Origin of the sequence: Pedobacter psychrodurus (assembly GCF_032678585.1) — a bacterium.
In the GTDB taxonomy this organism is placed as follows: Bacteria; Bacteroidota; Bacteroidia; order Sphingobacteriales; family Sphingobacteriaceae; genus Pedobacter; species Pedobacter psychrodurus_A.
This window is the reverse complement of record NZ_JAVTSN010000047.1, coordinates 1-14140: the sequence shown is the minus strand read 5'-3', so window position 1 is coordinate 14140 and position 14140 is coordinate 1. Positions and strand designations below refer to the sequence as shown.

Annotated in this window: 12 protein-coding genes; 8 read left to right on the top strand and 4 right to left on the bottom strand. The window is 38.7% G+C overall.

Translation table 11 applies throughout. The features are described from left to right. Nucleotides 1–304: 304 nt before the first annotated feature. The 4 genes from R2S57_RS24450 to R2S57_RS24435 all read left to right on the top strand — a co-directional run bounded on the left by R2S57_RS24450 (nt 305) and on the right by R2S57_RS24435 (nt 6869). The gene (locus R2S57_RS24450) at nt 305–3160 is read left to right on the top strand and encodes a TonB-dependent receptor (protein WP_316847542.1); all 2856 of its coding nucleotides are present in this window, start codon (nt 305–307) and stop codon (nt 3158–3160) included. A gap of 11 nt (nt 3161–3171) precedes the next feature. Beyond that, a complete protein-coding gene (locus tag R2S57_RS24445; RefSeq protein ID WP_316847541.1) occupies nt 3172–4581 on the top strand; it encodes a RagB/SusD family nutrient uptake outer membrane protein in 1410 nt (469 codons plus the stop codon). Between the two features lie 239 nt (nt 4582–4820). Beyond that, nucleotides 4821–6269, top strand: a complete 1449-nt coding sequence (locus R2S57_RS24440) for a glycoside hydrolase family 30 protein (RefSeq protein WP_316847540.1) — start codon at nt 4821–4823, stop codon at nt 6267–6269. Nucleotides 6270–6395: 126 nt separating this feature from the next. Then, nucleotides 6396–6869 (top strand): hypothetical protein, encoded by a 474-nt coding sequence (locus tag R2S57_RS24435; RefSeq protein ID WP_316847539.1) that lies wholly within the window; start codon nt 6396–6398, stop codon nt 6867–6869. Nucleotides 6870–7003: 134 nt separating this feature from the next. Here R2S57_RS24435 and R2S57_RS24430 read toward each other — a convergent pair whose 3' ends face one another. The 4 genes from R2S57_RS24430 to R2S57_RS24415 all read right to left on the bottom strand — a co-directional run bounded on the left by R2S57_RS24430 (nt 7004) and on the right by R2S57_RS24415 (nt 9394). Then, nucleotides 7004–7429: a hypothetical protein gene (locus R2S57_RS24430; protein ID WP_316847538.1), complete on the bottom strand. Its 426-nt coding sequence runs from the start codon at nt 7427–7429 to the stop codon at nt 7004–7006. 112 nt (nt 7430–7541) lie between these two features. Then, nucleotides 7542–8228: an RluA family pseudouridine synthase gene (locus R2S57_RS24425; protein WP_108198402.1), complete on the bottom strand. Its 687-nt coding sequence runs from the start codon at nt 8226–8228 to the stop codon at nt 7542–7544. A 107-nt stretch (nt 8229–8335) separates the two neighbouring features. Beyond that, nucleotides 8336–9151, bottom strand: coding sequence for a 3-methyl-2-oxobutanoate hydroxymethyltransferase (gene panB, locus R2S57_RS24420; protein ID WP_316847537.1), 816 nt, complete (start codon nt 9149–9151; stop codon nt 8336–8338). A 99-nt stretch (nt 9152–9250) separates the two neighbouring features. Then, on the bottom strand, nt 9251–9394 hold the full coding sequence (locus R2S57_RS24415) for a hypothetical protein (protein ID WP_316847536.1): 144 nt from the start codon (nt 9392–9394) through the stop codon (nt 9251–9253). Nucleotides 9395–9429: 35 nt separating this feature from the next. Here R2S57_RS24415 and carA point away from each other — a divergent pair, with 35 nt between their 5' ends. The 4 genes from carA (at nt 9430) to R2S57_RS24395 (ending at nt 13926) form a co-directional block, all read left to right on the top strand. Then, entirely contained in the window at nt 9430–10542 is a 1113-nt protein-coding gene (gene carA, locus R2S57_RS24410) for a glutamine-hydrolyzing carbamoyl-phosphate synthase small subunit (protein ID WP_316847535.1), read from the top strand. A 76-nt stretch (nt 10543–10618) separates the two neighbouring features. After that, nucleotides 10619–11479: a hypothetical protein gene (locus tag R2S57_RS24405; protein WP_316847534.1), complete on the top strand. Its 861-nt coding sequence runs from the start codon at nt 10619–10621 to the stop codon at nt 11477–11479. A 96-nt stretch (nt 11480–11575) separates the two neighbouring features. Beyond that, entirely contained in the window at nt 11576–12340 is a 765-nt protein-coding gene (locus R2S57_RS24400; RefSeq protein WP_316847533.1) for an ABC transporter ATP-binding protein, read from the top strand. A gap of 461 nt (nt 12341–12801) precedes the next feature. Continuing rightward, the gene (locus R2S57_RS24395) at nt 12802–13926 is read left to right on the top strand and encodes an ABC transporter permease (RefSeq protein ID WP_316847532.1); all 1125 of its coding nucleotides are present in this window, start codon (nt 12802–12804) and stop codon (nt 13924–13926) included. The last annotated feature ends 214 nt before the right edge of the window (nt 13927–14140 follow it).

Sequence of the window (14140 nt, the reverse complement as noted above, 5' to 3'; positions counted from 1 at the left end):
TTATTAAAAGAAAATCGGACAGGTATTTAAGCGTATCAGATCCCATCCGAAGAACTACTTATCTAAGCCACTTAACCGCTGATTATCAGGCTCAAAATGGCCGTTTATGTTATGGTATTAAAGCGTATCGAATTTAACACAAAAACCTAAATATCAGATAGTTACATTAAATTTAACATCCCAAATACTTGTATTTAACATTAAATGAGTGTTAACTTTACCGCATAATATTAATAAGAGCAAAATTATGAGACAAAAGTTTACATTGCTTATAGTGTGTATGCTATGCGGTATCTCTCTGAGTATGGCACAGAATATAACTGTAAAAGGTCTGGTAAAAGACAAACAAGGTTTACCATTACCTGGAGTATCTGTAAAAGTGAAGGGAACTAACCAAGGTACTTCCACCACAGAAAACGGTGCATATAGCATTAGCGCACCTCAAAATTCGACTTTAGAATTTACTTTTATCGGTTACAAAACGATCGAAGAGGCGGTAAATAACCGCACAACGGTAAACATGACCTTATCTGACGATAACCAACAGCTAAATGAGGTGGTCGTAATTGGTTATGGTACCACAACCAAAAAAGATTTAACCACTGCGGTAACCTCTATTTCGGCAAAAGATATCGAAAATCAACCGGTTACCAATCCCTTACAAGCGATTCAGGGTAAGGCAGCGGGTGTTCAGGTCATCTCGCAATCGGGTAAACCTGGTGCTGGTGTGTCGGTAAGCATTAGGGGAAATACATCAATTACCGGTTCTAACAGTCCGCTTTATGTAATTGATGGGGTAACTTCACGAAATGCAGATTTCTTAAATCCATCAGACATTGAAACTTTAACCATTTTAAAAGATGCATCTGCAGCAGCCATTTATGGCTCTAGTGGTGCGAATGGTGTTGTCTTAATCACAACAAAAAAAGGAAGTGCAGATAAAATAAGAGTAGGTTTTAATGCTTTTACCGGTTTTTCTAACCTATGGCAGAAGCTGGATGTGTTAAACGGTGAGCAATACAATGCTTTGCTAAAAGAAATGAACTACACGGCATTCGGCAACCAAAATACCGATTGGCAGGATGTTACTTTTGGTACCGGAACGCAGAACAACTATCAGGTTTCCTTATCCGGAGGCATTAAAGGCGGGCAGTATTACTTCTCAAGTGGCTACCAACAAGATAAAGGTACTGTTGCTCCAGCGGTACTAGATAAATATACCATTAACTTTAATGGCTCACAGAACATCACCAGCTGGTTAAAATTAACTGGTACAGCCGCTTTAACTTACAGAAAATCGGTTGACGTTGGCGATAACAGCGGTGTTGCCGGTGGTGGTGTAATCCTAGCCGCATTATCAACCCCTCCTACTATTGGAATTTACAATCCAGATGGCAGTGGTCAATATGCAGGTAATCCTAACCAGGGTGGCTGGGAAAATCCAATTTCTTATGCCTACCGTATGACCAACGGAACCAACAATTTCCGTTTTTTAGGATCATTTGCTGCACAGATCAATTTCACCAAAGATTTATTCTTTAAATCGAGCATCAGTACCAACTTAAACAGAAACCGTTATCAAAGTTTCTTGGATCCTTTTACTTCTGAATTTGGTAGAACACAACAAGGACGGTACCAGAGTAACCGGACAAAAGATAATGTTTGGTTAAACGAAAATATCGTAAACTATACCAAAAACGTTGGCAAAAATGCTTTTACGGCTACTGGCGGTATGACTATTCAAGAATCTGATTACAAATATTTTACTTATGAAGATTCTAAATACCTGGATGCAAACAAAAATTTGTTACCCTCCGCTACCTCTGTAGCCTTAACCATTCCATCATTCGCACAATGGTCTAAACGTTCGTATCTGGCCCGTGTAACCTATGCTTACGATGGCAAATATCTGTTCAGCTCTAATTTCCGTGCAGATGGTTCATCACGTTTCGCAAAAGAAGGCCGTTATGGTTACTTCCCATCTGCATCGATTGGATGGCGTATTTCTGGTGAGAACTTCATGAAAGAGAGTAAAACCATCAACGACTTAAAAATTAGAGGCAGCTGGGGTAAAGTGGGTAACGATGAAGGTATTGGAGATTACGCGTATTTAGCACTATATCAACCCACTACTTCAGGTTCATACAACTTTATTCAACTGGCCAATCCTGATTTAACATGGGAAAAAACCACACAAACCAACGTGGGTTTAGATTTAAGCATGTTTAACTCAAGAATTACCTTTACAGCTGATGCCTATATTAAAAAAACCGACGATCTACTTTTGAATGTTCCTTTAGCACTTAGTACTGGATTTGATACCCAGGCCAGAAACGTAGGTTCGATGGAAAATAAAGGTTTTGAGTTTGTATTATCAACAAAAAACATTGTTAAAGATAAATTTACATGGTCTACAGACTTAAACTTCTCTTTAAACCGCAACAAAGTAACCAGTTTAGGCAACTCCTTAACTTCGATCAATTTCGGTGGCATCGATAGCCGCGACAACGCCATCAGAGTAGAAGTTGGTAAACCGCTAGGTGCTTTTTATGGTTACGTTTATCAAGGTGTAGATCCGGCAAATGGTAATGCAATATTTGCTGATTTAGACAATGACGGTAAAATAACCGCAGCCGACCGTACTTACATCGGAAATGCACAGCCTAAATTTACTTACGGGATGAACAATACATTGAATTATGGTTCATTTGGCCTATCGTTCTTCTTCCAGGGTGTTCAGGGTAATGATATCTTTAATGCATCACGTATTGATCTTGAAGGGCTTTATGATTCAAAAAATCAATCAACTGCAGTATTAGACAGATGGACAACTCCTGGTCAGATTACCAATATTCCAAAAGCATCAAAAGGCAATACCGATAACTCCCGTACTTCGAGCAGATTTGTAGAAGATGGTTCTTACCTGCGCTTAAAATCGGCTACTTTATCGTACAACTTCAGCTCAGATCTGTTGAAGAGATTAAATATGACAAAAGTAACTGTATTTGCAACCGGCTATAACCTGTTAACCTTTACTAAATACACAGGTTTCGATCCAGAAGTACAGCGTTATGATGGAAATAGCCCATCAATGGGTATCGATTATGGAACATACCCACAAGCTAGAACTTTCTTATTTGGTGTTAACGTAGGCTTTTAATTTAAACGAAAATGAAACTTAAAATATATTCATTAATAACAGTCGGAGCCGTTACGATGGCACTAAGCAGCTGTAAAAAAGATTTTCTGGATAAGCAACCGATCAGTCAGGTAACACCAGATGTTGCCTTTGCTGATGCCGCAGCTGCAGAAAAATTAATCCAAGGTGTTTATGATGGCATGTACAATGATTACCACATCATGGATTTTATGACCAATGGTGATGTTACTTCTGATAACTGTTATGCTGGTGGTGATAACCCGGATAATATCCAGATTGACCTTTTTAAAGTAGTAAATACCAATGCAAATGTTACCAGAGATTATACCGCATTGTATAGGGACATCAAAAATGCCAATTTGGTAACCGATAATGTACCTAACATACAGGATCCTAAATTAGATATAAACGACCGACGTAAGCAGATACTTGCAGAGGCCAGGATTCTACGTGCCTACATGTATTTTAATGTGGTAAGATTGTTCGGCGCTGCCCCTCTTGTTTTAAAAATCCCTTCTACAACTGAAGAGTTTTCACCACCAAAAGCAAGCGTAGACGCCATATATACTCAAATCATAGCAGATCTTGAATATGGTGCAGCCAATGCACGCATTTCTGCACCAAACAAAGGATTAATGACCAAAGGCGTTGCCAACGCGCTTTTAGCTAAAGTATATGCTACTAAGGCCAATCCTGACTGGGATAAAGTAAGTACTTATGCCGATGCTGTTATTGGCGGTGGTTATACTTTGGTGCCAAATTATGATTTCCTATGGGATCAAAACCACAAAAACAACTCAGAAGCCATTTGGGAAATGCAATATGATGGCTGGGGTGGTTTACATGGCAACTGGATGCCAAGTCAGCTATTTGGTGCCGGATGGAAAAAATTTAATACACCAACCAATGATTTAGTAAGCACGTTTGATGCTGAAAATGATGTTGTACGTAAAAAATCGAGCATTTTGATCGATGGAGTTGGATGGGATGATGATTATTGGAAAAACCCTGCTGTATATCCACACATCAATAAATATAGAGCTGACGATAAAACAGATACTTACTTGATCCGTTTGGCTGATATCAAATTATTAAAAGCAGAAGCACTAAACGAATTAAGCGCTTCAGGTTGGTCTGCAGCGGCTACAATTGTTAACGAAATACGTAACCGTGTAAATTTAGGTGTAACACCAGCAGCCGATCAGGCTTCGATGCGTTTGGCTATTGAGAAAGAGCGCCGTTTAGAATTGGCATTTGAAGGACAGCGTTGGTTCGATTTATTAAGAACGAACAGAGCTGTTACCGTAATGAATGCTCAAAAAGATGGCAACGGTAATTCATTGAATTACAACATTACCACGGCAAACCTTTTATTCCCGATTCCACAGTCTGAATTGGATAGAAATCCTAACCTACGTTAATTTCTTTATTAGAACAAAGGCGGCTACGGTCGCCTTTGTTTTATAACTTTTTTTTTAAAAAAAATAACCAAACGTTAAGCGCTTCACAACGTTTCACGAAACATTGAAACTTGTCCTTCGACAGGCTCTCCGTAGGAGTCCTTTGGACAGGATGACAGTTTTAAAATCTGCTTCTATTTATTACCCACATTTTTTACACTATGCGAAATACCCTGAAATCTCTAACCAAAGCCATAATTATGAAACCTATTTACAACTTGGGCACTGCGCTAAGCATTCTGATTATGGCCTGTGCCTGCAGCAAAAGTCCAGAAGCAAGCAGTGGGACTTCTGAAACACCTCCTTCTACCGACCCGATTAAAACTGACGTTGCATTTTGGCTCACCAAGGGTGATCAGTCGCAATTGTTGAAAAAACAAAATATTGCATTAAACTTTTCTACCTCAACCAATAACAATCCTACTATTGAAGTAGATCCTGCCACCACTTTTCAAAGTATTGATGGTTTTGGTTATACTTTAACAGGCGGAAGCGCAAGCTTGATTAATGCCCTACCCGCTGCAGCACAAGATAAGCTGTTAAACGAGCTATTTGCGGGCACCGAAGATGCCATTGCTGTAAGTTACATCAGAATCAGTATCGGCGCTTCAGATCTAAGCGCAACGCCTTTTACCTATAATGATTTAGCTGATGGCGAAACAGATGATCATCTGGCTAAATTCTCTATCGCTAAAGAGCAGGCAGATTTAATCCCAATATTAAAAAAGATTGTAGCTATAAACCCAGCAATTAAAATTTTAGGTTCCCCATGGACAGCCCCTACCTGGATGAAAACAAATAAAAGTTTTATTGGCGGCAGTTTAAAGTCCGAATATTACCAAACCTATGCAAAATACCTGGTGAAATATATTCAGGCCATGAAAGCCGAAGGTATTGTAATTGATGCCATCACGCCTCAAAATGAGCCATTACACCCGGGCAATAATCCAAGTATGTATATGACGGCTTTAGATCAGGCAGATTTCATTAAAACAGCATTAGGACCTATTTTCCAAAGCAATAACATTAAAACAAAAATTATTGTTTACGATCATAATGCAGATAAGCCAGAGTATCCGATTACGATCTTAAATGATGCTGATGCCAAGAAATATGTGGATGGTTCTGCATTCCACTTATATGCAGGTCCAATTACAGCCCTTACTCAGGTACATGAAGCACATCCCGACCGCAATGTTTACTTTACCGAACAGTGGGTTGGTGGTCCGGGCAACTTTGCCGAAGATTTAAAATGGCATGTATCTACCTTAATTGTTGGTGCAACACGTAACTGGAGCCGCAATGTTCTAGAGTGGAACCTGGCTGCCGATCCCAATTACAACCCTCACACCGATAAAGGGGGATGCACCACTTGTTTGGGCGCGATTACCATCGCTCCTGCGGTAAGCAGAAATGTGGCCTACTATGTAATTGCCCATGCTTCTAAATTCGTAAAACCAGGTTCTGTGAGGATTGCATCAAATATTACGAATAACCTTCAGAATGTGGCATTTAAAACACCTGATGGTAAAAACGTACTCATAGTTTGCAATAATAACAGTACAGAAACGGCATTCAATATTAAATATAATGGTAAAACGATAAGCAGCAGTTTAGATAAAGGCGCTGTTGGCACTTACGTTTGGTAAAATTTATATAGTTAAATTGTTTAGTCAGCCTCGCATTGCGGGGCTTTCTAGTTTATAGCCATATTTTGGCAGGGGCTTTGCAGTAGATTGTTAAATCAATCCGATAAGAAAACAAATCACATCCCTATGAAAAACATTATTCCAATGCTAGGAGTTGCTGCTTTATTTATGGCCTCATGCCAGGGCGGTACAGCAAAGAAAACACAGGCAAAAATAGATTCGACAATTGTAACCAATGCAGAGGCAGCACCTGGTGCGCTTCAATGTTACCAATACATTAAAAACCGCGATACCGCCACGCTCTCGTTAAAAACAGAAGATAACAAGATAACAGGCACCTTAGGTTATAATTTATACGAAAAAGATAAAAATTCGGGTACTATCGCTGGTATGGTTAGGGGCGACACCATTATTGCCAATTATACTTTCCAGTCTGAAGGACAAACATCGGTTAGAGAAGTTGCGTTTTTAAAACAGGGTGATCAATTAGTAGAAGGTTTTGGTGATGTACAGGAAGTTAAAGGCGAAGTAAAATATAAAGATTTAACTAAGCTAAAATTTAATGGCTCAATGGCTTTTGGTAAAGTTGATTGTAAATAAAAGAGGCTGAACCATCACAATAGGATTGTCATCCTGAGCCTGTCGAAGGACATTAAAATGTATTTAAGGCGTTTCGACAGGCTCAACATGACAGTTACAGTAAAAATTATAATTAGCTCCTTTATTATTTCAAATTATTTTAGCGCATCTTTTGCAGCCTTTGCCCACTCCTCACTTAACTTAATCATATATTCAGAATACTTTTGTATTTCATCTGGTTTTAATTTGGCCGCCCAACCAGTTGCCTGATTTGCCCAAGCGGTATATTTATCGTTTATGGCTTTAATTTCAGTAGCGTTTTTACTTTTCACAGCGGCAACATACTCGTCTTTAAGTTTAGTATATTCTGCTAAACCCTTATTTACTTCTTCACTTGAGAAAGTGGGGATGTCGGTTTTGACCGTTTCTGTCGTTTTCGTTGTTGTTTTGGTAATGGTGTCTCCATTAGCAGAAATTTCGCTCGAATCTTTAGTCGTTTCTGTTTTTTTAGTGCTCTCGCAAGAAACCAACGTAGCCGCTAATAGGCCTACTGTAGCGATAGATAAGATGGTATTTTTCATGGTTAATTTGATTTTAATCTTGAACAGACGAAATATAATGCCAATCATAAAAAATCCGGTCAAATATTAAATATTATAACCGGATATCTTAATGATATTAAATGTATTGCTTTTATAAGTCTTCGAAACGTTCCCAAAAACCATCAACAGGCAATTTGGCAAAAATATTTACAGGTTCTTTTTTAACGGGATGTATAAACTGTAAACGACGGGCATGCAAACAGATACTTCCCTTTCGGCTTCCCCGTGGATAACCGTATTTATTATCGCCCATAATGGGGCAACCCATCGAGGAAAGCTGAACCCTGATCTGGTGTGAACGACCAGTTAACGGATCTACCTCCAACAGGTAATAATCGCCAACTTTCGCCTTTACTTTATAAGAAAGTTCGGCCCGTTGACTACCGGTAACCTCTGTATTGTAATAAGAAACCACATTTTTCTGTGGATTTTTAACCAACCAATGGATCAATGTAGCAGATTCTTTTTCCGGTTTGTTTTTCACTACTGCCCAATAGGTTTTCTTTACCTCCCTATTTTTGAAAACAGCATTCATCCGCTCCAAAGCCTTACTGGTTTTAGCAAATAAAATTACACCACTTACAGGCCGGTCTAAACGATGTACCACCCCTAAGAAAGCACCATTCGGCTTATTGTATTTTTTAGCGATATACTTTTTTACCTGCTCATCTAATGGCTCATCTCCTGTTTCGTCAACCTGCACAATATCACCTGCCCTTTTATTAATGGCAATTAAATGGTTATCTTCAAAAAGGATGTCGTTATCGGTAATTGGCATTTAACCCCTCCGCCCCTAAAGGGGAACTTAAAGTTTTAATAATATATTGATTTGTATTTTCTCAAGCTATCCCAATGCATTCAAAAAGCCCCTTTAGGGGTTTGGGGTTAATACTGTTCCTTTTCGTTCGGAAAATCGTTTGCTTTTACATCACGGATATAGGATTGGGCAGCGCCCAAAATGTCATCGTATAAATTAATATACTGACGTAAAAAACGGGGTTTAAAACCTTTTGTTAGGCCAATCATATCATTTACCACCAAAACCTGTCCGTCGCATGCCTGGCCAGCACCAATACCAATCGTAGGAATATGCAAGCTTTCTGTTACTTCTTTACCCAAAGCAGCCGGAATTTTCTCCAGCACAATGGCAAAGCAACCAGCAGCCTGTAAAGCCAAAACATCAGTTTTCAACTTATTTGCTTCTTCTTCTTCTTTTGCACGAACCGTATAGGTTCCGAATTTATAGATAGATTGAGGGGTTAAACCCAAATGTCCCATAACAGGGATACCTGCTGTAATGATCCTTTGAACAGATTCGATAATTTCTTCTCCACCTTCTAATTTAACGCCGTGGGCACCTGATTCTTTCATAATCCGGATTGCCGAATTCAAAGCTTCTTTCGAATTTCCCTGATAAGAGCCGAAAGGCAGATCGACTACCACAAAAGCACGTTTTACTGCCCTGATTACCGAAGCAGCATGGTAAATCATCTGGTCTAAGGTAATCGGCAAAGTGGTTTCATGACCAGCCATTACATTAGAAGCAGAATCGCCTACCAGTAGAACGTCCAATCCTGCATCATCTAAAATGGTAGCCATCGAAAAATCGTAGGCCGTTAACATAGATATTTTTTCACCACGTTGCTTCATTTCCTGTAAAGTGTGTGTGGTGATGCGTTTGATTTCTTTATGTACCGACATAAGATTTGTTTTGTGTTGCCAAAAGTATTGTTTTTTCTTTAAAAAGGTACAAGGTAAAAGGTTTAAGGTTTAGGGCCAATCCACCTTACACCTTATACCCTACACCTCAAACCTTATTTCATTTTTCTCTTTACATTTCCAATCTAAAACTCTATCTTTGTACCCCGAAATGGAAGGGATATATTCATCTTTTTTTGCACCCCGCAAAAACGGCTTTAATGCCGAAAGCCATTCTTTTTTCAACTCTTTTTTAAATCAAAATCCATATTGTAATTACCATGACTAACTACACCAAGTTACCTGCGATTTTATTACTGGCCGATGGCACAGTTTTTTACGGCAAAGCGGCCGGAAAAATTGGCACCACTACTGGCGAAATTTGTTTTAATACCGGGATGACAGGTTACCAGGAAATTTTTACTGACCCAAGTTATTTTGGACAGATAATGGTTACCACCAATGCGCATATTGGCAACTACGGTATCCATAAAGATGAAATCGAATCAGGTTCGATTAAAATTGCTGGTTTAGTTTGTAAAAATTACAACATCGTTTATAGCCGTAAAGAAGCAACCGAATCTATTCAGGATTATTTCCAGAACGACAATTTAGTTGCCATTTCTGATATCGATACCCGTGCATTGGTTCGCCACATTAGAGATAAAGGTGCAATGAACGCAATTATCTCTTCAGAAATCACTGATCTTGAAGAATTAAAACAAAAACTGTCTGAAGTACCTTCAATGGATGGCTTAGAACTTTCTTCTAAAGTAAGTACAACCGAACCTTATTTTTATGGCAATCCTGACGCAAGCTTAAAAGTTGCTGCTTTAGATTTAGGCATTAAGAAAAACATCTTGCGCAGTTTCGAAAACCGCGATATCTATGTTCAGGTTTTCCCTGCTAAAACTACTTTTGCCGAAATGGAAAAATTTAGTCCTGATGGTTATTTCATTTCTAACGGTCCTGGCGATCCATCAGTGATGCCTTATGCAGTAGAAACCATTAAAGACATTTTAGCGGTTGATAAACCATTGTTCGGTATCTGTTTAGGTCACCAATTATTGGCTGAGGCCAACGGTATCGGCACAATGAAAATGTTTAATGGCCACCGTGGATTAAACCACCCAGTAAAAAACATCATTAAAAACCACTGCGAGGTAACTTCACAAAACCACGGTTTTGGTGTAGTTCCTGATGAGGTTAGAAACTCAGATAAAGTGGAAATCACGCACATTAACCTAAACGATAAATCTATCGAAGGTATCCGCGTGAAAGGCAAAAAGGCATTCTCAGTTCAATATCACCCTGAGTCTTCTCCAGGCCCGCACGATTCGCGTTACTTATTCGACGATTTTGTTGAGGTAATGAAAGGTGAATTAAGCTGGTAAAATATCAGTCATTCTGTTAAAGCATTAAAACACTGCCAATAAATATGAGCAGTGTTTTTTTTATTTAAATTAGACCATGCTCAAAGACCTACTGATTACTTTTCTTGCGCTTTCGACATGTTTTTTAAGCTCATGTATTTCCAGGCTGTCCGGACCAGCAATTACCGGCACAATTCTAGATTATCAGAACAAACCTGTTGTTGGCTGTAAGGTAGGCGAAACGGTTACCGACAAAAACGGAAAGTTTTATCTAAAAGAAATCCGCTACAATAAATTTTTCATACCTGAAATTTTCATGATGGAAGCTCCACCACTGCACATTTCTGAAGACATAAAAAAGGAAGGCTTTTTAAGCTATACGATTGAAGGACATAACCCCTTTGGTGGTGGACAGGAAAAAGGAGCTACTTCAAGTATTGACACCATCTACCTCAAAAGAGTAAATGAAGTAATTAAGCCTGAAGATTACATTTATACTAACTGGACATTTGCAGCCAATAAAAACTTAGATACGCTGTATGGAACCAATGCCAATTTTAGACTCCAAAATTCAGTAACCAACAATAAAGCGTTTGTTGAAAAAGTACAATATGGGTTGATCTATAAATTTAAAGCAACAAAGAAAGCCGACAGCACATGGAGTGCTGAATCATATGATTTAAAAACTACTTATTCGTTATCGCTTAAAACCAACGGCACCTATACCGGGAAAAAAGTACGAGAATATCAAAACCCCTGGAAACACCGCATGGAATATGATCGCACCTATAGAGAATCGTACACCATTCCGAGCGACAGCATCAATACAAAAGGAACATTCAGTTTCTTAAAAGATCAAGTTATTTTTGATAGCATTTTTAACAAAGCCAAAAACAGTTATAAAATAGATTCGATAGATCGGGATGTTATTATTTTAATCCGAAAAAACAGCAATTAATGATTTTACCTATTACAAACATCATTTTACCGACATTTTCGGTTATCCAGTTACAAATTCATTCTCTATTCATTTAAAGCTCCTTACATTCGTAATATGGAAACAAAAAAAGCCATTATCAGCGTTAAAAACCTGGTAAAAAAATATGATGATTTTGTGGCTGTTCAAGGTCTTAGTTTTGAAGTTTACGAACACGAGATCTTTGGTTTACTCGGACCGAATGGCGCAGGCAAAACAACCACACTGGAAATTATCGAAACTTTAAGAGATAAAACATCGGGTGAAATAATTGTTGATGGTTTTTCGGTAGACAAACAAGCACAGCACATTAAACAAATTATTGGCGTACAGCTACAAGCTGCAGGTTATTATCCTAACTTAAACCTGATTGAACTGATTGAACTTTTTGCCGGTTTATATGGTGCGAATATCAAACCAATGGAAATGCTGGAGAAAGTAAATCTTCAGGATAAGGCAAAGGCAAAATACAAAGCCCTTTCCGGAGGCCAGAAACAACGTTTCTCTATCGCCACCACCCTGATCAATCAACCGAAGATTATTTTCCTTGATGAGCCTACAACCGGCCTAGATCCACAGGCCAGAAGGAATCTGTGGGATTTAATTACCGAAATCCGCGATGCTGGAACAACAGTGGTAATTACTACGCATTATATGGACGAAGCAGAGCAACTTTGCGACCGTGTGGCTTTTGTAGAACGCGGACAGATTATTGCCTTAGACACTCCTGATAACTTAATCGATAAACTGGTAAGCAGTGGCTTTGAGCGTAAAAAAGAAGTTAAAAAAGCCAATCTGGAAGATGTATTTATTAACCTGACAGGCCAAGAGTGGCGTGAGTAAATCACCCCCTAGCCCCCTGAAGGGGGAATTACAGGCGATATGGAAATAGCAATTGTAAAAACAGACTAATTTCTCTCTTTTATCTTGACTAAACTCCAAAAACAACCATTTTTAATATTATAGATTTTAAAGACCTAATTAGACAATAGTAATATGCAAAACGATATTCATACTGGAAAGGATTACAGCCGATATGGAAATAGCAATTGCAAAAACAGACTAATCTCTCTCTTTTATCTTGACTAAACTCCAAAAACAACCATTTTTAATATTATAGATTTTAAAGAACCAATAAGACAATAGCAATATGCAAAACGATATTCACACTGGAAAGGATTACAGCCGATATGGAAGTAGCAATTGCAAAAACAGACTAATTTCTCTCTTTTATCTTGACTAAACTCCAAAAACAACCATTTTTAATATTATAGATTTTAAAGAACAAATAAGACAATAGCAATATGCAAAACGATATTCACACTGGAAAGGAAAAAGCCCCCTTCAGGGGGTTGGGGGGTTACAGTAACACCACCGCAACCCTCGCCCTTGCCAAAGCAAGTTTCCGATCGATTATGCGAAGCCCATCGGCAGTGGTATTTACCCTTGCCTTTCCTTTGATATTTATTTTGGTCTTCGGCTTTTTAGGTGGCGGCGGAACCCGTATCGATGTTGGTGTTACACCAGGATCGGATGTGAACAACCCGGTTACGGGCATGCTTGAAAAAACAGGTATGATCCGACTGGTTAAAGATAAATCGAAAGCCGACTTTGACAAATTGTTAGAAAAAGGTAATGTTGATGCGATGATCGATGTGCACAGAAAAGTAAACTCTGCCGCTTATTCGGTTAACGTAGTATATACTTCTGCATCAAGGGATAAAGGCGGGATTTTAAAATCGGTTTTAAACAATATCTTTTATAATAAAACCCTAAAACCAACAGTAGCGGAGATAAAAGAAAGCACCATTACCGGTCGCGAATATAAAACCATTGATTTTATTCTTCCAGGACAATTGGGCTTTTCCCTATTAAGTACTGGTGTTTTTGGAACGGCTTTCGTATTTTTAAGCCTGCGCCAAACGCTGGTCATTAAACGCTTTTTTGCTACCCCTGTAAAACGCTCCAGCATCGTAATCGGCGAAGGTATTGCACGTATCGGCTTTGCTTTAATTGGTGCGCTGTTTATTATCCTGATCGGCCATTTCTTTTTTGGTTTTACACTCGTTCACGGTGTGCTCACCGTCGTCAATATGCTCATACTGGCCACACTCGGTGTGATCGTGTTTATGGGCTTTGGCTTTATCATTTCTGGAATTGCCAAAAACGAGAGCATGGTACCCCCGATCTCGAATATCGTTACACTGCCACAGTTTTTACTATCGGGAACCTTCTTTTCTATAGAGGCTTTTCCAAACTGGCTACAACCGATTAGCAGAGCCTTACCCCTTACTTATTTAAACGATGCCATGCGCAAGGTAGCATTTGAAGGATTAGGTTTGTGGGATGTTAAATTTCAGATTATGATCCTATTGCTTTGGGGCATTGGCATTTACGCAGTAGCCGTAAAAGTATTTAAGTGGGAATAACCGAATAAAAAAGAAATTTTCAAGAGACTGTCTCAAAAGTCATTTTTTGACAAAGAACACCAAATTAAATTCTAAAGCTGGTAAGCTTGGAATCAAAAGAGGCTATTTTCGATTTGAAAGTAGCCACTTTTACATGATATACTAGATTGAAAACAAGGTTCGCGAAATTTAATTCCGTTTTGTAATTACCATTTTTACTTTTGAGACAGCCTCC

Excerpts from the sequence above, each read along its gene's own strand:
- R2S57_RS24445 (WP_316847541.1), top strand. The coding sequence starts at position 3,172 with ATGAAACTTAAAATATATTCATTAATAACAGTCGGAGCCGTTACGATG.
- R2S57_RS24400 (WP_316847533.1), top strand. The coding sequence starts at position 11,576 with ATGGAAACAAAAAAAGCCATTATCAGCGTTAAAAACCTGGTAAAAAAA.
- panB (WP_316847537.1), bottom strand. The coding sequence starts at position 9,151 with ATGTCGGTACATAAAGAAATCAAACGCATCACCACACACACTTTACAG.
- R2S57_RS24425 (WP_108198402.1), bottom strand. The coding sequence starts at position 8,228 with ATGCCAATTACCGATAACGACATCCTTTTTGAAGATAACCATTTAATT.
- R2S57_RS24435 (WP_316847539.1), top strand. The coding sequence starts at position 6,396 with ATGAAAAACATTATTCCAATGCTAGGAGTTGCTGCTTTATTTATGGCC.
- R2S57_RS24450 (WP_316847542.1), top strand. The coding sequence starts at position 305 with ATGGCACAGAATATAACTGTAAAAGGTCTGGTAAAAGACAAACAAGGT.
- R2S57_RS24440 (WP_316847540.1), top strand. The coding sequence starts at position 4,821 with ATGAAACCTATTTACAACTTGGGCACTGCGCTAAGCATTCTGATTATG.
- R2S57_RS24405 (WP_316847534.1), top strand. The coding sequence starts at position 10,619 with ATGCTCAAAGACCTACTGATTACTTTTCTTGCGCTTTCGACATGTTTT.
- R2S57_RS24430 (WP_316847538.1), bottom strand. The coding sequence starts at position 7,429 with ATGAAAAATACCATCTTATCTATCGCTACAGTAGGCCTATTAGCGGCT.
- R2S57_RS24395 (WP_316847532.1), top strand. The coding sequence starts at position 12,802 with ATGCAAAACGATATTCACACTGGAAAGGAAAAAGCCCCCTTCAGGGGG.
- carA (WP_316847535.1), top strand. The coding sequence starts at position 9,430 with ATGACTAACTACACCAAGTTACCTGCGATTTTATTACTGGCCGATGGC.